The 21742-nt window shown below is 35.3% G+C and carries 14 protein-coding genes and 4 pseudogenes; 14 read left to right on the top strand and 4 right to left on the bottom strand.

What is annotated here, in order from left to right:
• Nucleotides 1-5: 5 nt before the first annotated feature.
• The 7 genes and pseudogenes from tssF to E0H89_RS15035 all read left to right on the top strand — a co-directional run bounded on the left by tssF (nucleotide 6) and on the right by E0H89_RS15035 (nucleotide 10384).
• Nucleotides 6-1814, top strand: a complete 1809-nt coding sequence (gene tssF / locus E0H89_RS15065; protein ID WP_131218154.1) for a type VI secretion system baseplate subunit TssF — start codon at nucleotides 6-8, stop codon at nucleotides 1812-1814.
• On the top strand, nucleotides 1778-2773 hold the full coding sequence (gene tssG, locus E0H89_RS15060; protein ID WP_131218152.1) for a type VI secretion system baseplate subunit TssG: 996 nt from the start codon (nucleotides 1778-1780) through the stop codon (nucleotides 2771-2773). The genes tssF and tssG overlap by 37 nt, the downstream gene beginning before the upstream one ends.
• Complete coding sequence (locus E0H89_RS15055; protein ID WP_131218150.1) at nucleotides 2770-4209, top strand: hypothetical protein; 1440 nt, start codon at nucleotides 2770-2772, stop codon at nucleotides 4207-4209. The genes tssG and E0H89_RS15055 overlap by 4 nt, the downstream gene beginning before the upstream one ends.
• A 44-nt stretch (nucleotides 4210-4253) precedes the next feature.
• Nucleotides 4254-8072: a type VI secretion system membrane subunit TssM gene (tssM, locus tag E0H89_RS15050; RefSeq protein WP_131218148.1), complete on the top strand. Its 3819-nt coding sequence runs from the start codon at nucleotides 4254-4256 to the stop codon at nucleotides 8070-8072.
• Nucleotides 8073-8121: 49 nt separating this feature from the next.
• Nucleotides 8122-9081, top strand: a pseudogene (gene tagF, locus E0H89_RS15045) (type VI secretion system-associated protein TagF).
• 71 nt (nucleotides 9082-9152) lie between these two features.
• Nucleotides 9153-9848, top strand: a pseudogene (locus tag E0H89_RS15040) (OmpA family protein); the annotation flags it as partial.
• Between the two features lie 302 nt (nucleotides 9849-10150).
• A complete protein-coding gene (locus E0H89_RS15035; protein WP_131218144.1) occupies nucleotides 10151-10384 on the top strand; it encodes a VF530 family protein in 234 nt (77 codons plus the stop codon).
• A gap of 852 nt (nucleotides 10385-11236) precedes the next feature.
• Here the strand turns inward: E0H89_RS15035 and E0H89_RS15030 are convergent.
• Nucleotides 11237-13441: an OsmC domain/YcaO domain-containing protein gene (locus E0H89_RS15030; protein ID WP_131218142.1), complete on the bottom strand. Its 2205-nt coding sequence runs from the start codon at nucleotides 13439-13441 to the stop codon at nucleotides 11237-11239.
• Between the two features lie 468 nt (nucleotides 13442-13909).
• Nucleotides 13910-14467: a DUF4385 domain-containing protein gene (locus E0H89_RS15025; protein WP_131218140.1), complete on the bottom strand. Its 558-nt coding sequence runs from the start codon at nucleotides 14465-14467 to the stop codon at nucleotides 13910-13912.
• 10 nt (nucleotides 14468-14477) lie between these two features.
• Between E0H89_RS15025 and E0H89_RS15020 the strand changes: the two genes are divergently transcribed.
• The gene (locus E0H89_RS15020; RefSeq protein WP_131218138.1) at nucleotides 14478-14669 is read left to right on the top strand and encodes a hypothetical protein; all 192 of its coding nucleotides are present in this window, start codon (nucleotides 14478-14480) and stop codon (nucleotides 14667-14669) included.
• A gap of 58 nt (nucleotides 14670-14727) precedes the next feature.
• Here the strand turns inward: E0H89_RS15020 and E0H89_RS15015 are convergent, their stop codons facing one another.
• Both E0H89_RS15015 and E0H89_RS15010 read right to left on the bottom strand, forming a co-directional pair.
• Nucleotides 14728-14943 (bottom strand): cold-shock protein, encoded by a 216-nt coding sequence (locus tag E0H89_RS15015; protein WP_067723482.1) that lies wholly within the window; start codon nucleotides 14941-14943, stop codon nucleotides 14728-14730.
• A 463-nt stretch (nucleotides 14944-15406) separates the two neighbouring features.
• A pseudogene (locus E0H89_RS15010) lies at nucleotides 15407-15703 on the bottom strand (hypothetical protein).
• A gap of 312 nt (nucleotides 15704-16015) precedes the next feature.
• On the opposite strand from E0H89_RS15010, the gene E0H89_RS15005 reads away from it, so the two are divergent.
• The 6 genes and pseudogenes from E0H89_RS15005 to E0H89_RS14980 form a co-directional block, all read left to right on the top strand.
• A complete protein-coding gene (locus tag E0H89_RS15005; protein ID WP_131218136.1) occupies nucleotides 16016-17095 on the top strand; it encodes a zinc-binding metallopeptidase family protein in 1080 nt (359 codons plus the stop codon).
• Between the two features lie 361 nt (nucleotides 17096-17456).
• Entirely contained in the window at nucleotides 17457-17846 is a 390-nt protein-coding gene (locus tag E0H89_RS15000; protein ID WP_131218135.1) for a hypothetical protein, read from the top strand.
• A gap of 298 nt (nucleotides 17847-18144) precedes the next feature.
• Nucleotides 18145-18594, top strand: coding sequence for a universal stress protein (locus E0H89_RS14995; protein ID WP_131218133.1), 450 nt, complete (start codon nucleotides 18145-18147; stop codon nucleotides 18592-18594).
• 1119 nt (nucleotides 18595-19713) lie between these two features.
• On the top strand, nucleotides 19714-20310 hold the full coding sequence (locus E0H89_RS14990; RefSeq protein WP_131218131.1) for a hypothetical protein: 597 nt from the start codon (nucleotides 19714-19716) through the stop codon (nucleotides 20308-20310).
• 83 nt (nucleotides 20311-20393) lie between these two features.
• The gene (locus E0H89_RS14985) at nucleotides 20394-20942 is read left to right on the top strand and encodes a hypothetical protein (protein WP_131218129.1); all 549 of its coding nucleotides are present in this window, start codon (nucleotides 20394-20396) and stop codon (nucleotides 20940-20942) included.
• Between the two features lie 567 nt (nucleotides 20943-21509).
• Nucleotides 21510-21742: pseudogene (locus tag E0H89_RS14980) on the top strand (hypothetical protein); the annotation flags it as partial.

The following is a 21742-nucleotide window of genomic DNA, read 5'->3' as shown; positions in this document are numbered from 1 at the left end:
TTTCCGTGATTGAAGAACTATTACCGTATTATGAAAAGCAATTACAAGAATTTGGGCAACAATCGCGTGAATTTGCACAAAAATACCCAAAAATTGCTCAACGCTTATCGCTTAATCAGGAACAAATTGATGATCCGCATATTGAGCGGTTGATTCAAGCTTTTTCACTGGTTGCTGCTCGTATCGATAAAAAACTAGCGGACAGTTATGATATTTTTACCTGCTCATTATTCGAGGTCATGTTTCCTCAATATCTTAAACCTTTCCCTGCATGTTCAGTGGTGAGTTTTGAGGATATCAACAAGATCAAACAATTGACTGAAGCACATGAAATTCCTAAATTAACTGCATTAAAGTCACGTAGTTTTAAAGGGGTACAGTGTGAATTCACGACGACGGGGCCCATTAGATTGCTGCCTATTTTATTGAATAATTTAAGCTTTAAAACTAATCCTAGTGCGCATATGCATTTAAATCAAAATGCGACCTTGAGCTTCAGCTTTGAAATTTTTAATCACAGTAAAAAAAATTTAACGAATGAAAAATTACCGATTTATTTGGATGCAATTTCAAGCTTTCCGTTACAGGTTTTAGATAACATATTCAATAAAAGTACTGGATTTTCATTAAAAACAGGGAATGATTTTATTGAAATCACCAACCCATTTGAAGTGGTGGGTTTTGATGAAACAGAAAGTTTATTACCCATCGATCAGCATACTCATCATGCTTATCGTTTGTTAATGGAATATTTTTGCTTTCCTGAAAAATTTAATTATCTAAATCTCAATTTAAATTTTTTAAAGCATTTACCCGCTGAGCAAAACGAATTTGAAGTGAGGATTCATTTAAAATTAAATCTGAATGATCAGGCTTGTATTCGAAATTATGCTGAATTAAATGTCGCTAACTTTAAATTGTTTTCAGCGCCAGTGGTGAACCTATTTAATAAGCAAGCAGAACCCCAGAAAATCAATCATAAACAACTAGAATACTCCTTGGTGACAGATGCTCATCATCCCGACTTTTATCAAGTTTATTCAATTTATGAGATGAATATGATTCGGGAAAAAAGCAATCAAGACCAGGTCATTTTTCCTGTTTTGCCATTTTTTGCGATGAGTCATTATCATCAGGAGAGTATTCAGTTTTTTTATAGTTTGAATCCCATCCAATTACAAAATAAACCGGTTGAAACGAGGTATTCGATTATTTCGAAACACTTGTCACCTCAAAGCACCAAGTCTGATTTTATCAGTATCAGATTATTGTGTTGCAATCGAGATTTACCGCATGAGGCTTTAAGTCAGGCCAATAATATTCTTTATGTAAATGATAGTAATTTGGCACGGCGTGCGCTTATGTTAAAAAGGCCCACTAAGCCCTATTATTTTGAACAAAATAAAAAGGAACAATGGCGCATTATTTCTCATCTTTCTCTAAACACATTGTCATTCATGAAAGGCGATGCAATTAGTCATATGAAGGAACTTTTGGAGTTGTATAATTTACCTAAATTAAAAGAAAATCATCTCATTATCGATTCCATTAAAAATATTGATTTTTCTTTAACGCAAAAGCTTATTCAAACTAAGCCATTTCCTTTATTTGTGCGAGGTGTCAAAGTCAATTTAGCCATCGATTCACAGGTTTTTAGAGGACATAGCCTATATGTTTTTTCGCAACTTTTAAGTCATGTATTTAATTTAAAAGTTCAAATGAATAGTTATGTAGACATTATCGTCAGTGATGCAAACACACAACAGGAGTTATACCAATGCGTTCAGAACGTTGGTGGAAAGATGCTTCTGTAATTGATGATCTGATGAATACACCTACAGCTTATGAGTTTATTCAAGCTACACGCTTATTAAGACATATGCCTTATACCGCTACAACACAGTATTGGGCAAATGACTTTAAATTTAACAGCTCTTTAAACCTTAATTTTCCTGCTTCTGAAATCGAAACACTAACTTTAGAAAATGGGCAGATTCATTTAACCAATCTGATTTTTGGCTTAACAGGGATGCAAGGTGCTTTACCGTATACCTATACCCATAAAATGAAACACAGTAGTCGACAGCAGAAATTAGAAATCATTAACTTTCTGGGATTGTTCAATCATAAGCTCACTGCACAATATGTAGACGCAAGCTTGACCTATCATTTGCCGATACGTTATGAAATTGAAAAAGAAAATGATTATCTTGATATTCTGCATGCGTTAAATGGTTATGTCAGTTCGCAACAGGATCAAGCTGAATTAGATGATTATTTCGCTGAATTTTCAGGTTTAATGCAGGGGCAAAATAATACGGTCTATGCTTTAAAGACAATGCTGAGTTGTATCTTTAAAGCTGATTTTGAAATAAAAGAGTTTATTGAAGAAAAATTCAAATTAGATGAGACACAAAAAACAACTTTAGGCAGTTTAAATACCAGTTTATTAGGTATTAATAATTTTTGTGGAGAAAGTATTCGACAAATCGACGGGAAAATAGAAATACAAGTCGGTCCATTATCTAAAAAAGATTATTTTAATTTTATGCCTAAACAGAAGCTGAGTGAAAAGCTTAAATTTTTTTTATCGACTTGGTGCAGTCCAACCGTGGTGGTGGATTTACGTTTAATTCTAAAAAAAGAAGAAATGCAGCCTCTTTGTCTAAATTCCAACTCGCAGTTTGGCTTGTCACAGGGGGCTTTTTTAATGCCTAAACTTGCTCAACATAATTCAGAAACCTGTTATGCATTATTGGGAGATATGCAATGATTAAACTCATTCTAGGAGCATTGAGCAGTATCTTTCTAATTGTCAGCATAACGATTATTTATTATTGGCGTGACATCCAATACGATCCATCCAGCCTGGATTTATTGTCATATTTTATCGTTTTACCTTTAGTTTTATCTTTAATCCTGCTTTCACCCTATCTAATTTATCAAGCTTACCATGCATATAAATTACGTAAACAACAACAAGCAATAGCTTTATTAGAGCAACAATCGAATAAAGAAATACCAGAAGCCAATGAAAAAGTTGAAAATGTTAAATGCTTAAATCTACATATTTTCTCTTCATCGGCATTTAGTGCATTTGGTGAAAATGAAGCCATTATTGATGAAATGAAAAACTTTAAAAGCCCAGAATTAGATCATAGCTTAACCAATGGTGATGGGTTACCTGTCTTATCCTATAGAATTACGGCATTGGATAATGTATTGGAACAACAGAACGATGAAGAGGAAATGGAAGAGAAGCAGGAGCGTTTGCAACGAATCCTAGCCTTAATTCAACACCAGTTGGAGCAGCAAAGCGAAATTCTATTGCAAGTGGCAGAACATTTAAAACAGTCTGCATTTTTTTATGATAGCGAACTAGCATATCAGTATCGTATGCATACTGCCTGGAACAACCTGGACTTCTCTGTAAGCGATCCGACTAGCAATGAAGAGAAAGGGGAGCTTCAAGTTGAACAAATACCACGTTTAAATCGACTGAATATTCATATTTTATTATCAGACAGTTTATTGCATGTGTGGAATGAACATTTCAGCGAAAAAATGTTGCTTAATTTTATGCAGTCATTGGGCATTATTTCGCAGCATATGCATATCGAACATTACTTTATAAATCAGCAAAGTTCCTATGAAAATTGGCTGAATTTATTGAAGAAAATATCAACACAATCACATGAAGTGTCATTAATGATCAATGTGGATTCTGAAATTGATCAAGAATGGCTAGATGAAAAAATATGGTTGTCAGATCATTATTTGGCTACAGAATTTGCATCTAGCTGGTGCGTAGCTGCTCAGGACCTAAAGATTAACGATGCAGAACCCATTAAGTCACTTAAAATTGCATTTAATGTCCATGATCTAGCAGCATGTCTAGATCAGGCCGTGCCTCATCATGCGGAATACACCCAGCACGAACAGCCTTTTGTACTGGTTTTAAATGATGCGACTGATATCAGAGTAATTAAACAAACCAACCAGATTTTTGCCCCAATTTTAATAGAAACATATCATCTTTTATATACACAACAAAATTTTGGCCATACACAATCACTTGCAAAAATTTTTAGCTTTATGTTGGGCGTGCATATGCCGAAAGATCTTATAGCAATGGTACACAGTATCGATCAAGTCTCAACTCATGCTATTTTTCAAGCGGTTGCTGGATCAAATAAATTCGAAAAATAAACCATTTAAATATTAATAAAAATGAATAGAATAACGAGAATCTTATGTTTTATAACCTCTTAGCTTATGTTTGGCAGTATGTAACCCATCCTAAAGCCATTATTGCACTATCTTTTTTAATAGCACTGGTTTCTTCATATAATGTCATTCCCCCAAATATTTTGTGGGCTTTGGTCACAGCCTATGTTTTGATACTCATCGGATATGGCATATATTGGCTGATAAAAAAATATCGTCATTCTAAACAGGGTGAAGCACTTGCTGAAGCAATAAAAAATAATACGCATGCAGAATATGGTAAGCAGAAAGATAAAGATGAATTACAACTGATTAATCAGCAAATGAAGGAATCTATTCAACTGATTCGCAAGTCGAAGTTAGGAGATAGAAAGGGTAATGCTGCCTTATATGAATTACCTTGGTATATGGTGATTGGTAATCCGGCAGTAGGTAAAAGTTCAGCGATCTATCATTCAGGGCTTAAATTCCCCTTTGAACAGTCGCATCAAAAAATGGTTTCTTCAAGCTTAAGTGGCACACGTAACTGCGACTGGTTTTTCTCGACTGAAGGGGTGTTACTCGATACGGCTGGGCGTTATTCGGTTTATGCTGAAGATCATTCTGAATGGTTAGGCTTTTTAGGTCTATTAAAGAAAAGCCGCCCTAAAGCACCGATTAACGGTCTGATCGTGATTGTCAGTATTGCGGAGCTGGTCAGTCAAAGTCCTGAAAAATCAATCAAACTGGCTAAAAATTTAAGAGCACGAATCCAAGATTTAACCGAACGTTTAGAGATTTTTGCACCTGTGTATTTGGTATTTTCTAAAATGGATTTGATCGCAGGATTTACCGATTTTTTTGAGTGTTATGAAGTCAGTGAATTTGATCAGGTATGGGGTGCCACCTTAAAATATGACTCGAATTCTGCAAATAGTGCGGTTGAACTTTTTGAACAGCATTATTCTATTTTATATGATGGTTTAAAAGAGGTAAGTACCACGCATCTTAGTCGACGTCATTCACAAAATATCTCACCGAGTGTAATGACATTTCCTTTAGAGTTTAAGAGCTTAAAACCGGCACTAAAAACCTTTATTGGAACTTTATTTGAAGAAAATCCCTACCAGTTTAAACCTGTATTCCGTGGTTTCTATTTCACCAGTGCCTTGCAAGAAGGCAAGATCGAAAGTCCAATGACAGAACAGATTGCACAGGATTTTCTTTTATCCAGAAGTCTGAATATTGAAAATAGCATATCGACCAATTCGATTTCCCAAAATCATGGTTACTTCCTGAAAGGTTTATTTTCAGAGGTAATTTTAAAAGACAAGAATTTAGTTAAACAGCATATTAACCCAGAACGTAAGCGACAACGTAATCTTGCTTTTATTGCCGCATTGTTGGGTATGTCTATTATTCTCAGTTTATGGGTATGGTCCTATCGAAATAATCAACAGCTAATTGCTGATATTCAAGCGGATTTAGACAAAATTGTACGATTAGAAAAACAACATGGACAAGAGTTATCGACACAATTGAACGCTTTGTTGATTTTACAACATCGCATACAACAACTGGATCAGTTTGATGAAGATCGACCCATTAAATTTAGTTTTGGTTTGTATCAAGGCCATGAATTGCGTGATAAATTAAAAGTGGAATATTTAAAAGGGGTGAAGCAAATTGTTTTACAGCCGACACAGCAAAATATTGCCCAGTATTTACAACGGGTAAAAAGCAATGAAGCGACTTTAAAAGCCAATCGTACCAATGTTGAAATTAAGCAAACTGCTAGAAATGAACAATATTTAGAGCCATCTGAAACCAATCCTCAAGATGCTTATAATGCATTAAAAGCTTATTTGATGATGAGTAATCCACAGTTTATGGATTCAAGTCATTTAAGTGATCAAGTCACACGTTTCTGGCGCTCTTGGCTGGATACAAACCGTGGTCAAATGCTGCGTGGGGAAATGGTCCAGAAAGCGGAGCAAATTTTATCCTACAGTATGACACTAACGAATGAGCAGAAATTTCCTATTCTTGAATCGGATACTTTGCTGGTAGATCAAACTCGCCAAGTTTTATTGTCCATGATTCGTAGTATGCCTGCGCGCGATCGTGTATATAACGAAATAAAAATGCGTGCAGCCGTGCGTTATCCTGCAGTCACGGTGAAGCAGTTAGTTGGGGCAAATAGCCAAAATACACTACTGGGCAGTTATGCCTTACCTGGAATATTTACCTATAAAGCATGGTCGGAGTATGTAGAAAAAGCCATTGATGTAGCTGCAAACCGTCCAACGGACAGTAAAGACTGGGTTTTAAATAGTACGCAATCGGACGATCTGACTTTTAGTGGCAGTCCAGAACAAATTCGCAAGCAGTTGACTGCACTATATCAACAGGAATATATCGCTGAATGGCATAAATTTTTGAATGGCATTCATTATGCAAAGCCCCATGATTTCAAACAACAGGCAAAGAATATAGACACTTTAGGTGAACCAGAAAATACACCGATTCGCTCTATTATCAATCATATTGCTAAAGAAACCAGTTGGGATAATCCAGTCGTTCAAGCAGAACTCGCTGCACCGCAAACAGGTTTTGTGGCCTGGTTTAAACGTAAATTTTTAAGTAATGATGATGCTCACATTGCCCAACAGGCATCGAATCAAGCTCAAACTGTGATTTCAAAAGAATTCTCGATGTTCTATCAAATGGTGCGTAAGCGGGATGATCAGCAGAATAAATCTTTATTGGATGAATATATGCAATCACTTGCGCAAGTTCGTAGCAAGTTTAATGATCTAAAAAGTGCAGGGGATATTGGTCCTTCAGCCATGACCTTGGTCAAGCAAACCATTAATGATCAAAATTCAGTCTTTAACGCTACCCAAAAAATTGTTGATGAAAAAATGTCCATTGGACTAAATGAACTGGATCAACAGATTTTGCAAAAACTATTGATGGGTCCATTAACGCAAGCATTTAATAGTTTATTGATTCCTGCACAGGATGAGCTTAATAACTTATGGGGACTGCAAGTCAATCAACCGTTTACAGCAAATTTAAGCCAAAAATATCCGTTTAATTCCTCTGCGAGCTTGCAGGCGACCAGCAATGAAATTAGCCAAATATTTGGTGGAAATGGCAGTATTGCACGCTTTGTGAAAGATCATCTTGATCCATTGGTAATTCGTCGTGGATATACCTTGACCTCTAAAACATGGAAGGATTTAGGACTGAGCTTAAATCCTCAATTTGTCATGAATTTCCAAAGTTATGTTGCACCGAGTAATGGAGTGGCGACAGGAGAGTTGAATCCAGCTTCAGTATCCGCTGCAACGAATCAATCAAATTTCCAATTTTATCCCTTGGAAAATACCCAGCTATTTTCTTATACGATTGATATTGATGGACAAAGAATGGTCTACGAAAATGGCATTCAGCAATGGGTAAATTTTGTCTGGCCAAACCAAGGGGCTATTCCGGGTGCACGTATTACAGCTATAGATTTAGAAGGGCAGACCCATACGATTTTTGATGAACCGGGCGAGTATGGAATAAACCGTTTAATTGATCGTGCGCAGCGTACTCAACGCGATGGTAGTTTTGAAATGATTTGGAAAAATCCACAAAATCCAAACTTGGCTGTGAAAGTGAATTTTCGTCTGATAAGTGGCAATTCAGGTCAAATTGGTTCGAGCCGTGGTTATGCTGGCATGCAATTGGTTGATCAAGTCGTAAATCATAAATCCGTGCGTGTTGTCACTGCACAAGCCACCTCGACACCTGTCGCATCACTTAAAACCAATGCAACTTCTCCATTATCAGATTTTAATGAAACAATGCCATGATTGATCATAAACGACTAATCAGAATAATAGAAAGAGGAGGAGAGTTTTAATGTATAAAATGAAAACTTTCCCACTTTATTATGGTAAATGTCCTGCACGGGGTGATTTTCTGAAAACTCGAGGCCAGTCTTCTTTAATTCAATCGATAGATCAATGGATTACGGAGGCACTTGAAGATGCAATGCAGTCATCAGATTTTAGTGCTACGTATGCAAAAATACCCTCATTGGATTTTTTTATTGCTAATCTACAAGAAAGTAAGTTTATGGTAGCTAATTTGATCGCCAGTGAAGATAGTTCAGGTCGTCAATTTCCGATGTTACTGAGTCATTTATTACAGGTTGATTCGGCATACGATCATATTTTGTATGCACCTTATAATCATAAGCAAACTTTGATTGATTTGTTTCAAAAAAATAGGATGATACATTCTGTACGTGATCCAGACGTTCTGCTAGATAAATTAGAAAAATTAAGTAATGAAATTCAAATACTTACCAATGCGGAAAGTGCGGAATTTTATGAACATCATACGATTCATTCATTTTCACAGTTAATCAGAATAAGTACTTATGATTTTGCTCAAAGTATGATCGGTTTAGGATTATTGTTGCAACCCGTAATTAAACAAGGAACAAACAGATTAAAAAAGGTACTGATTTTACCGGTAAATAATCCAAGTTATTGCTATGAAATTGCCGCTTTTTGGGTCAATTTAATTACCTGTTTTGTGTCTAAACAAAATACTGAATTGTTCTTTGGAATTTTACACAGTGATTCACCGGTATTGTTATTTGGATTCCAAGGTGCTGATATTATTGCATTAAGCGAAATATTTAATCAAAAAATGGATTCAAAGCATTGGGTTTCATTGCTTAATGCAGACTGGATTGATCCGTATTTAGAACAAAATGCCGGTTTAGCAGCTTTGGAATAATGCCTAAGTGAACGCCAAATGAGCTTAAGCCAAGCTATGAAATTATTTAAACAAACATTTATTAATGAATAAAAAATATGAAAAAACAAATAATTAGATTTATTTTTAATATCATTTTCTTGATGTTAAATGCGGTCGTCATTGCATATGCAGAACCAATCGTAGCTGAAGGCGCTGTACCTAATGAAACAAGTAAACAAGCGATTTTAAATAAAATGTATGCTATTTACGGTGCAGATCAAGTAATTGACAAAATTCAGGTTCGTACTGTATCTGCACCTAATGGCTGGAGTGATTCTGTTGCAAAAATCATTACATCAGATTTAAATAAAGTTAAACAAGGGAAATTATCTATACGCAGTACACAGCTTGAATTGATTGGAAAAGTCTCAAATCAAAGCGATATACCGCAAACTACAGCAAATTTGCAAAATTTGGTTCAAGCACCATATCGTTTAAATATACGGTTAACTGTAAATCAGGCGGAACAGAAAATTCTTGATGATACTTTAAAAAATCGAATTATTGAGTTTGAATCTGGCAGTGTAATACTAGCTGAATCAGGTACCAAAATTTTGGATGAAATGGCAGTTGCATTAAGCAAGGTTACTGGAAAGAAAGTCAAAATTATTGGACATACGGATAGTTCAGGTGACGCGGCTAAAAATTTAACTTTAAGTCACGAACGTGCAGCTGCAGTAAAAAATTATTTAATTGGAAAGAATATTCCAATAAAAAGTTTAAGTATCGAAGGTCTAGGTTCAAACAAGCCAGTTGCAGATAACACAACATCCGAAGGACGAAAGAAAAACCGTAGAATCGAATTCGAAGTTCTATGAAGTATATAAAGAGCTACATTTATGTGGCTTTTTATAAATAATCTTTGATTTCGTATAATGTATATTATGTTAAATGGTGTGCACCTGAAAGAAGTCGTTTTCTTGTAGCTTTTTAACGGTAGCATATATTAAAAAGCTTTCTTTGAATTATTAATTAGTTAAACTATTTTATGCATCAGCACTGTTGTAAATAAGAAGATAAGCTGTAATTTTCTATGTTAATTACGTTTAAATTCCAACCCTCTCATTTTCTAACTAGCTCAGGTTATAATAATAGCCTCCCAAAATATGGTTGATCTATTATGAACACCTCCAATGACCCTTTACACGGCAAAAAACTTGCTGACATTTTGGATGAATTATTGGATTACTACGGTGGCTTTGAAGGCTTAAATCGTAAAATTGAAATTAGATGTTTTTGCATAGATCCAAGTGTTAAATCATCATTGCGATTCTTACGTACCACACCATGGGCACGTGAAAAAGTAGAAAGCTTATATCTGTATGTCTTACGCCAAAAAGCCAAACAGAATTAGTAGCTATCAAAATCCTAGTCTCAGCATAATATTTTATACCAAATAGTAACCTACACTTATTGAATAGTCACCAATTTTATAGACACCTTTTAATTAGTGGTGGCCTGCCACCACTCTCCCAGACAAATTGAGTCTAGTCTTAAGATCTTTTTAGTAGGAAAATATGTATTCATAGCTAGGTTCATGAACCAAATATTTTATAATTTAGTGCTCTAAGTAATTAAATTTATTGTTTATTAAACATAAATTTAATTGTGAACTAGATTCTAAGTGAACATAAGTTAATTACAATATCTTTAAAGTTCATATCCTTTATTTAGGTCAACGATCTATCTTACGTTAACCAATATTTAGTTTAATTGATGATATGTCCTAGTAGTTAAATCTGATTTATAAGTCTTTCTGTTTTTAGCTACATGAATACTATGTCTGGATCCCTTACCTTAAGTTGACGAATTCGAGATATCAAAGTTTAGCAATATAATAAGCTGATCTTATGGCTCTCGAATGTTGATGAAAATTGAGTAATTTAGCAAATATATAATTCGCTACAAAGGATTTTATACTGATTAGCATGTGTCAAGAAAGTTAAATAAAACATTGAAAAGTATGGATAAAACAAAAATTTAGCTTAACACGTACAAAAAATCTATTTCAGTGATTTAATCTGGATATGCTTTTTTTATGTATATATTCATAAGCCAAAAAATAAGCCTAATATTTTGAATATCATTAGGCTTATTGCTGATACATAAGCATTTAACATTTCCTTAACTGTCTTTAGTTTCCATCAAAAGTATAGGAGCAACTGCGTAATATGCGCGATTGCTCCCTTCCTGCTATGTGGTATTCCTATTTTGATAAAGCTGCAAACTTAGAACGTGCTGCATGAAGCTTTTTATAGCTTTCAATCAGACGTAAATGACGGTCTAAGCCTTCCAGTTTTATACTGGTTTCAGTTAAACCATAGAAGCGGATACTGCCATCCATCGAACCAATCACGGCATCCATCCGCTCATCACCAAACATACGGCGGAAATTAGTTTCATAATCATTCAAATCCATACCGTCATCCAGTTCAACTTCAAGAACGACATTCAGGCACTGATAGAATAAACCACGTTCAACCGTATTGGTATTGTATTGCAGGAATTGCTCAACTAAATCTTTTGCCTCTTCAAATTGCTGTAAGGCAATATAAATCAGTAGTTTAAGCTCAAGAATAGTAAGCTGACCCCAAACGGTATTATCATCAAACTCAATCCCAATTAAGGTCACAATATCCGTGTAATCATCAGAGTCACATTCTTCCAAACGCTCAACCAAGGCTTCAAGCTGCTCATCATCCAAACGATGGATATTTAAGATATCTTCGCGGAATTGAAGAGCTTTATTGGTGTTGTCCCAAATTAAATCTTCAACCAGATAAATTTCAGAATAACCGGGTACCAAAATACGGCAAGCTGTTGCACCTAAATGCTCATACACCGCCATATACACTTCTTTGCCCATTTCTTCCAGAATGCCGAACATGGTGGCAGCTTCTTGCGCATTGGCATTTTCACCATCAGCAGTAAAATCCCATTCGACAAACTCATAATCAGATTTTGAGCTAAAGAAACGCCAAGACACTAGTCCGCTTGAGTCAATAAAATGCTCTACAAAATTATTTGGCTCAGTCACTGCATTACTGCTGAAGGTTGGTTTTGGTAAATCATTTAGACCTTCAAAGCTACGGCCTTGCAATAGCTCAGTCAAACTACGCTCTAAAGCCACTTCCAGCTTTGGATGTGCACCGAAAGAAGCAAACACCCCACCCGTACGCGGATTCATTAAAGTCACACACATGACTGGATACTTCCCACCCAAAGATGCATCCTTAACCAAGACCGGGAAGCCTTGTTCTTCCAAAGCTTTGATACCTGCCACGATGTTTGGATATTTCGACAATACCTCTTCTGGTACATCGGGAAGTGCTATTTCACCTTGTAAAATTTCACGCTTCACCGCACGTTCAAAAATTTCAGACAAACACTGTACTTGGGCTTCGGCCAAAGTATTGCCGGCACTCATACCGTTACTTAGATACAGGTTTTCAATCAGGTTCGATGGGAAATAAACCACCTTCCCATCAGAATGACGCATAAATGGCAATGAACAGATACCACGCTCAATATTACCTGAATTGGTGTCATACAAATGCGAGCCAAGTAATTCATCGTCTGGGTTGTAAACTTCTAAAGTATATTCATCCAGAATTTCTTTTGGTAATTCATCATTCAGGCCTGGCTTGAACCATTTTTCATCTGGGTAATGTACAAATTCAGCATTGGCAATGTCTTCACCCCAAAACTGATCATTGTAGAAAAAGTTACAGTTCAGCCGTTCAATGAATTCACCCAATGCTGATGCCAAAGCACTTTCTTTGGTTGACCCCTTACCGTTGGTAAAGCACATTGGCGATTGCGCATCACGGATATGTAAAGACCACACATTCGGTACAATATTGCGCCATGATGCAATTTCAATCTTCATGCCAAGACCTGCCAATATCCCTGACATATTGGCAATTGTTTCTTCTAAGGGCAGATCTTTACCGGGAATAAAGGTGCTGCTTTCAGATGCTAAACTTGGCATCAACAAAGCCTGTGCATCCGCATCAATGCTTTCCACTTGCTCAATAATAAATTCAGGACACGTCTGGATCACTTTTTTAACCGTACAGCGGTCAATTGAACGCAAAATACCTTGGCGATCTTTTTCTGAAATATCCGCAGGTAATTCCACCTGAATTTTAAAAATCTGTTTGTAGCGGTTTTCTGGATCTACAATGTTGTTTTGCGACAGACGAATATTATCGGTCGGGATATCACGTGCTGCACAATACACCTTCACAAAGTAGGCTGCACATAAAGCAGAAGATGCAAGAAAATAGTCGAAGGGTCCCGGTGCCGAACCATCCCCTTTATAACGAATTGGTTGGTCGGCAATTACCGAAAAATCATCGAACTTGGCTTCTTGTCGAAGGTTGTCGAGATAATTAACCTTGATTTCCATGCTGCTGGCACCTAACTATTCTTATGTGTCACGACAGACCCATAAGATTCTAAATATTGAAACATAAGCCGAATCACGAAAAAGAAATTGACTTAAAAAAGAGAGTAACTAGCGTCATCTGTTTAGTGAGCACACCGAACATCCGACATTTGCAATAATGGGCAATATTATAGAGGGATTTGGTTTAATTGATAACTTTTCTCTGTCTTTAAAGATTAATTATAAAAACCTTTAATAAAAGAAAAGCTTAGAAAAAATATGGACAATCTCAAGTCATGTATTTCAAAATAAGAGAATAAATATGATAAGTAAGGACTCTCTAGCGCTCCGATCATTATTGGTTTAAGTATTGCTTTGATTTAACCTTAAGCCCTAATTCAATCTCATATAAGTTTTAGAATATATAGGAGGTAATACATTAAATTTCTGGTGTTGATTCATTCTACTTATCAGAATATCTATTACAGCTTACACTTGGCTATTTTTCTGAATAAACGCATTAAATTGATCTTTTAATTCCAGATACGTGGGGTTTGACTTGGCGTCATCCCATTTCTTCTTAAAAATTTGTGCTGCCGCAGCTTTAACAGGGTCTTCTGCACTACGTACTAACTCTGGCCGACCATGTGCCCCACTCAAACCTTTTTTGTCTTCAGGAACTGGACCCTTATATTTTTTACCGCCTTTATGATTGGCATAGCGACGTGCTCGAGTATAGCCCATTTGTAAAAACTTTCTGGCCATATCCGCACCAATAAAGTCAGCCTGCTCTAAATACTCTAAAAATAATGCATAAATCTTTTCACTACTTTGGGTAGCTTTAACTTCATCGGCAAATTGCCAATACGGCAGTATTTCTGATTTATACGGTTCGACCAGAAGTACCCCTTGTTCACCGCGGCCAATACGATACAGTTCGGGTCTTTTTCTAAAATTGATTTTTTTAAAATCTAAAGAATAATCAAAACTTTTTGAAAAAACGCGTGATTCTCGCTTAGGGATATTTTGTTGTTGATCTGGATTCATTAGAGTCTCCATGAGCATTGCGCAGGAAATTGATCGCATATATAGCATCATGGCGGATTTGATTGAAAATTTGCAGCTGATTTTTGCAATCAGTTTGTTATTAAATAGAGCAGCTACTACTTGGTTGAAGGTATTAAATCAGCTTATATATAGGCATAAAAAAAGCCGAGATTCTCGACTTTTTTTAGCATACAAAAATTAAAAATAATTGGTAATTTACATTACTTTTAATTCATCTAATTTCTGTATATTAATATCTTTTAGATAGCAACGATATTCACGGCATTTGGGCCTTTTTGACCTTGTGCAACGCTGAATTCTACTTGCTGACCTTCCATTAAGGTTTTGAAGCCTGAACTAGCAATTTCGCTGAAATGAGCAAAAACATCTGGACCGTTTTCTTGTTGAATAAAACCAAAACCTTTAGTTTCGTTGAACCACTTTACAGTACCTTTAACAACATTTGAGTTTGACATAATAAATCCTATTGATTTTTAATAATTTTAGCCAATTTAATGACTATTCATAACTTGAAAATAATAAAGAATGAAACTTAAAATCTGAAAAACGAAGGATTATGACTAAAACTGCGATACTTAAAGAAGATTTACCGAAACAAGACTTTTTTTCTAGTTGAGCTAATAATACATGAATTAAATTAATATTCAAGTTTTTTATGTCTATTATTTATTTTTATGATAAATAAATTTATATATTAGTAAAAATTAAAAACTTATATACGGCGATGCATTTTAAAAAAGTCGACAGCTTACTATGGTTGATGCTTGATTGTGTGATCAGCATGTGGTCTACACCCTGACAGGTTTACCTAGAACACAGAATATTAGGATTCAACTACAAATACTCTAGAAACTAAGAATATTGAACCTATTGAAAGCTTGAGGTATCAACTATAGGTACTGATCTTAACACGGGATTTTATTCAACATTTCGGGGAATAGTTGTCATCACCGCATCCAGCATCTCCAAATGCCCTCTGCTAACCTCTTTTAAAGCAATAGATTGTTGGTTGACGTGCAGTAGTTCTCCACTGCCCCTATATCCAGCTCACGTCATAAATAAAATCGAGATGTCGACCATCACTGCGTTATGCTCAGTATGACCGGCAATTACATGTTTATTGATCATGTCAACAACGGCTTGTGAGTGACTTTGATAGTGGCGCTCTACAATTTTTTGATCGAGAGGATGCATCATTTGTTCAGGCACAGTCATACTGATTTTGTTTTGACACAAGGTTATCCTCGCGGGTGAACCTACTTCACGTATAAACCGGTACGTGTAGTAAAAGTTCAATTAAAAATTATTTTCATGGATGGAGTACTTTTTTCTGTTTTTCAACGTTCATGTGCATCCTGTTTTAGATATTACCAACATTCTGTTTTTATTACTTAAAGATAAGCAGAAAGTGTACCAATTTTAAAAACAAGAAAACCGTTAAAAACTCACAAAAATAAGAAACATATGTGTAAAAGTAGAGATTGTATGTCCACTCTTGGGACTTTATGATAAAAAACTGGACCTGTTATGAAGTATTTTTCGTGTGCTAGCTGTAATAATCAGGTGTTTTTTGCAAATTCGATGTGCGTCAACTGTCAAACCGTATTAGGGTATGTTGCTTCTGAAAAAGATATGGGTAGTTTTCAGCAAGAGTCTGATCAGCTCTGGATTGCGTTGAATCCCAGTTTTCAACAGCAACGCTTTAAGCCTTGTTATAACTATAAGAATTATCAGGTTTGCAACTGGATGCTACCGGCGGACAGTGAGAAAATTTACTGTGAATCCTGTCAGCTCACCCAGATACTCCCAGACCTGGATATTCCGGAGAATATTATTTATTGGAGGCGCATCGAACACGCTAAACAGCGTTTTCTGTATCTGATGCAGCGGCTGAACATTATGCCCCGCCCTAAAATTTCCCCAGATGACCGGTATGGCTTGTGGTTTAATTTTAAAATTTCAGTAGAGGGCCAACCCGTACTGACAGGTCATGCTAATGGCATTATCACATTAAATGTCAGTGAAGCAGATGTCGTTTACCGTGAAACTACACGTATTAAGATGGGTGAAAATTACCGGACACTTTTAGGACACTTCCGCCACGAAAGCGGACATTATTATTTTGATGTAATGCAATATTTGCACCCAGAAGTGATTGATGAGTTTCGCGCTGTATTCGGCGATGAACGTCAAAATTATGGCGAAGCCTTAAAGCGGCATTATGAACAAGGTCCGCCCGCTAACTGGCCAGAGAATTTTGTCAGTTCCTATGCTAGTACGCATCCTTGGGAAGACTGGGCTGAAACTTGGGCACATTATCAGCATATGATGGATACGCTGGAAACAGCATACTATGCGGGTCTTGTGGTAAAACCTAACCAGCCTGACCTGTCCAATATGGAATTTATAGAAAACCCGATTGGTGCAAAGGATTTTGAAAAGATTTTACAGAACTGGATGACGGTAACATTTAACCTCAATGCTTTAAACCGCAGCATGGGTTTGGAAGATGCTTACCCATTTACCCTGTCGAATGTAGTATTGGATAAATTCAGGTTTATACATCAGCATGTGCTGGATAAAGTGTTAAAAGATACTGTACCTTAATTTCTTTTACTATAAGTAAAATAAGGTCGTGCTTTCTTCCATAATACATCCAGAAGCACAGTTAATCTTTCAGATTAAATCCCAGATATGCAATTCCATTGCGCAGCCATCTACAAAAATCGAAATGACTCACGTCCTCCTACTTCATCAAAACTTTCCATCACCTACTTAGTCAAAAATGATGCGTTTAAGATAAGAGTCAAAATGTCTGCCTCCTAATTAATATCTAGAGCTATTGTTTTTCATTACTTTCTCTGTTCTCGGTTTGAATAAAATTTTGATTCATCCGGTTGTCTAATGTTGTAGTTGTGTAAGTCTGGACGATATGATTAGATCATTAAAAAACAATAAGGAATAAAAAATGAAATTCAATTTACTTATTATTTGTATGGTTGTGACTTATAATTTTGCTTATGCTACCCAATGCTTATCAGCAAGTGAATTAAAAGAGTTAAATAATATTTATCAAAATTCAGGTCAATTTTATGGTCATGTCAAACTCGATTGCCATTCTACAAGTGAAATAGTTCAGAAAAACTGTGCTTCTTCCGAACATAAAAAAATATTAGAAATCTATCTGCGCACTGCAATTTATGATTATGAAAATACTTCCGGGGAAACATTAACAGGTAAACCCTACAAACGTGAATATTATTCTGCTTTCAAAGAAGTCACTAATAGTTTTGACAATTGTGCCGATTTAATAAAATCTTTGAAATATTTCCTGGCTACATCTATATGGTCGGATTGATTGGCATCTAAAGCATTCTCCTAAATAATCGAGTTGTATGCTTGTATTTAAACCTCTCGGTTATAGACCATAATTTTATGCGTTTTGGGTGAAATAGAATTAATAATCACTGATAATGAGTACTACCAATTATTCAGGTATTTTGAAGTAAAGCCACTATGGGAGCTCCACCTCAAATGCTTCTGCAAGATAAGAGAAGTGTTAGCTAAAAGATAGACTTTTATCCTTTTTTATCACTGTACTCCAGTTATGTTAATCTTTGAGTAGATAACTAATCTTGAAACAACAGGAAAGTATCATGAATTACCAACACATCTTAGTCGCTGTTGATGATTCCCCTATTGCCATTGCAGCAGCTGATCAAACCATCATTTTAGCTAAAGCATTGGGAAGTAAAGTCACCATAGCAAGCGTTGTCGTGATAGATCCATTAACCAGTGTAAGTTTTTATAAAAATGTACCTGGAATAACGGATTATTATATGGAAGCAAAAGCTCATGCTAAAAATATTTTGGCCGAGCTAGGACTAAAATTTACTAATCTGGGTATTGAAACCAATACCAAACTTCTCAGCGGTCAATCACCCGGTGAGGTCATCGCCAAAATCGCTGATGAACTAAATGTTGATCTAATTGTCGTCGGTTCTCATGGACGTACAGGTTTTAAAAAAGCTTTTATTGGCAGTATTGCGCAAGAGATTCTAACCTCAAGCCATGTACCGGTACTGGTGGTAAAACACACAAAATAATTCTTTATAAGCAATAAATTAGTCTACTTTTTAGTGGACTAATTTTCTATCTGCGATTTCTCTAAAACTTTTAAGTCTTAAAAAAAATATTTTTCACTACGTTTCTGATTTTTTCATACATATTGCTCCATGTAATTATTATTCAACTTGGTGTTATATTGTTTTGGAAGATGACTAGAATACAAGTCTTACTTTTGCAGAATTCCGTTCCTCATTATTGAATAGATCAGAGTTGACTCCTGCCTAGAAGTAAAATCTTGGCGAATTGGTTACTGCAGTCAGTCCGATGCATAAATTTTAGGGTTTAAATCATTCTTTGGGTAGTTACCTCAACATAACCCGTTCCTTCAGGTAACAGATGCTTAATCTGTCCCCCCCTGATGTTCTGTAAATCCCTAGCGTTTATTCATGGAAAAATAAGGACGTATGAGATTTTTCGAGTTAATTGATGACTGTCTCTAAATAAATATAAGATGAATAGAATATCCAGGATTAAGGCCTACTCAAACAACTATAGGGTAACTCTGCATACAAAATATCAATCAAGTAAATTATAGAAAAACTAAATTTAATTTAATTCCCTAAAATTCATCCATAAAGTATAAGAATACTATTATTCAAATAATCTACCTTTGAAATTTAATGTCATAACAATATTGACGCTTATTAATTAAAATACTGCACTTATTATGATAACCCATTCAGTATATGAGAAGAAAATGAAACATTTACGAGACGAATTTCTCTTTGAAATAAAACGCTAACAATTCAAGCGTAAACTATAACGAGAAATGGGTTATTGCATTAAATAAATAGTAAAAAACGTATGACTCAGACTAAAAAATAGAATTTAGAAAAAATTAGTCCAAATAAATTCTGGAGGTACTTAATAATTTTGAGATTGCTGCAAACAAGATGGAATTTACTACAAAAGCAATAAAAACTCATACTTTTGAGATCAATTCTTACACTACAGACGGTAATGATTCAGTTTCCCTCTTTATCACCTCCACAAAAAGAGTGAAGCAATTGAAACTATTATCTAAATGTAGTGAATTTTTAATCATGTGAAACCGCACTGAGCGATGATGAAACAACAATTGAATAGCAGGTAAAATAATGAAAATTAACGATTTTAATAAAATTTATCCAGCGACCGACCAGCTAAATATAGAAGACTCCAATTTAAACGGTTCGTTAAAGGAAATTCCGAAAGTTGATGAAAGCGATAAAATTGCTTTTATCGTGAACGGCAATAAGGAAGTCAGTCTAGACTCACTAAAAAAGTCAGCAGAAATTAACAATGAGTATGACCCAGTTTCATATCATGCCGGGAAGATGGTTTTCAAAAAACCTAATTATGAACAGGCTGTTCTGGATTTACTCAGTATCGATCATGAGACCCAAAAAATTTTTAAAAAAGCAAAGTTTGAAGGTTTTGTGATTGGTTTTTGGCATGAGGAAAAATTTGCCTTCGCTAATATTTCCAATGAGATGGACGAATCTGGACAAACCCATGCAAATGCCCAATTCTATGACTCACCTCGCTATGCTACTTGTCTGTTAGATCTTTCCGAAGTTACCGAGCAGCTTATACAGATTCAAACTGTATCGAATGAACGTACATTTCAAATTTTTGTTCTGTATGTAGGCGAAAAAAAATCAGGGGAAATCTTTTTGCCTCTTCCTTTGTATTTTGAGGAAATGTTTGCTTAAAAGCAGAATTTTTAAAGTTGGAATATCTTTTTCCCAACTTATTTTTAATAAATTCTAAAAATATATTTTTCACAAGGTATGATATGAACGAAATTCAAGCAAAACGCAACCTATTAGAAACAGTCGACAAGTTAGTTCGTAAACCAACAACAATAAACGAATTGGATTTGGTTAACATCTTCGTCCACTTAGGCTCAATTCTCAAAGAATCTTTTTCTGATCCTATGGAGATCAAACCTATCTTTTCAGGTCGCAAATCTATAGTGCCCATTAAGATTGGGGAATTAACTGCAGATCAAAAAGAGACTGAATGTCAAATGTTTATTCACTTTCTCAAATTACAGCCTCATGTTTTAAATATTGGCTATAATACAGAGACACAACAGTTTATTGTGAAAGAAGATCAGGCAGCATGGGAGTCTTGGTTGTATCGTGCAATGATTGCACACAATCTTATTAAATCAAATGAAGTACCAAAAGATCAGTTAGAGCGCTTTAATACACACTATAAGAAAACGCTAAAAGGTTATAAAATCCCTGAAACGGTAATGAGTTTTTGGAATGGCGACTGTCAGCGTTTCATGATTGATGAGATTCAAAATGAATTTGAAAATTGGTCAAAGGCAAGTTAATACAATAAACGATAAGACAGTTCAAACATAAAACCATGAAAAATAACTAATTCTTCTAGGGCAATCGATTTCTCCTGTTCTGACAACGAGAAAAGCTACTGAATTAAATTAAAGAATAAATGTATTGCATGATGATGGCGGTGGTTCATCCTCATGCAATTTAATATCTCTCTTTACTAAAAAAATCACAATGTTTTCACTGTGCTCTACATGAATTTGAGTTATTCAAAGGTAATTTACAGCATATTCCTGTCAGGGCTTTTATCCCCTGAAGATAAAGACTATCAGGATTAAAATACGATAGCCAGAAAACTAATAGAAGACGTATTGGGCCTAAAAAGATTCAATTTAATTGCTGGAATTTATATGGGGGGGAACTGAGCAAACAATGATTGTTGAAAGAGGTCTAAAGTAGAGATAACCTCTATACAAAGGTATAAAATTGAATCAACGAAATAAGTCAGCACTGATTTCAAAAATCTAATATTGAATATCTCAAGAGTTATATAGATAAAATTTATTTAATAGACCTCTTGCGAAAGTAAAAACCACCTCAATATAGATTTCATGAGATATCAGAAATTAAACCGTTTTTCAGATTCTGAATTTAAACGCCTGGTTGGCGTACCTCGACCAGTTTTTACCGAAATGGTAGATGTTTTAGAAAAAGCAGAATCACTCAAAAAGAAATCAGGTCGTCCTCATACTTTAGATTTAGAGGATCAGTTGTTATTAACGCTCAATTACTTACGGAACTACAGCACTCAACTGGAATTGGCGGCAAATTACCATATCGCTGA

Origin of the sequence: Acinetobacter sp. ANC 3781, assembly GCF_004331285.1 — a bacterium.
Taxonomy (GTDB): Bacteria; Pseudomonadota; Gammaproteobacteria; order Pseudomonadales; family Moraxellaceae; genus Acinetobacter.
Note: the sequence above shows the minus strand (reverse complement) of the source record. Positions and strands in the feature narration are given on the sequence as shown.

Coding starts and splice junctions, on each gene's coding strand:
- E0H89_RS14990 (WP_131218131.1), top strand. CDS start 19,714: ATGAAAATTAACGATTTTAATAAAATTTATCCAGCGACCGACCAGCTA.
- E0H89_RS14985 (WP_131218129.1), top strand. CDS start 20,394: ATGAACGAAATTCAAGCAAAACGCAACCTATTAGAAACAGTCGACAAG.
- E0H89_RS14995 (WP_131218133.1), top strand. CDS start 18,145: ATGAATTACCAACACATCTTAGTCGCTGTTGATGATTCCCCTATTGCC.
- E0H89_RS15020 (WP_131218138.1), top strand. CDS start 14,478: ATGAGCATTGCGCAGGAAATTGATCGCATATATAGCATCATGGCGGAT.
- E0H89_RS15025 (WP_131218140.1), bottom strand. CDS start 14,467: ATGAATCCAGATCAACAACAAAATATCCCTAAGCGAGAATCACGCGTT.
- tssM (WP_131218148.1), top strand. CDS start 4,254: ATGTTTTATAACCTCTTAGCTTATGTTTGGCAGTATGTAACCCATCCT.
- tssG (WP_131218152.1), top strand. CDS start 1,778: ATGCGTTCAGAACGTTGGTGGAAAGATGCTTCTGTAATTGATGATCTG.
- E0H89_RS15055 (WP_131218150.1), top strand. CDS start 2,770: ATGATTAAACTCATTCTAGGAGCATTGAGCAGTATCTTTCTAATTGTC.
- E0H89_RS15000 (WP_131218135.1), top strand. CDS start 17,457: ATGAAATTCAATTTACTTATTATTTGTATGGTTGTGACTTATAATTTT.
- E0H89_RS15035 (WP_131218144.1), top strand. CDS start 10,151: ATGAACACCTCCAATGACCCTTTACACGGCAAAAAACTTGCTGACATT.
- E0H89_RS15030 (WP_131218142.1), bottom strand. CDS start 13,441: ATGGAAATCAAGGTTAATTATCTCGACAACCTTCGACAAGAAGCCAAG.
- E0H89_RS15015 (WP_067723482.1), bottom strand. CDS start 14,943: ATGTCAAACTCAAATGTTGTTAAAGGTACTGTAAAGTGGTTCAACGAA.
- E0H89_RS15005 (WP_131218136.1), top strand. CDS start 16,016: ATGAAGTATTTTTCGTGTGCTAGCTGTAATAATCAGGTGTTTTTTGCA.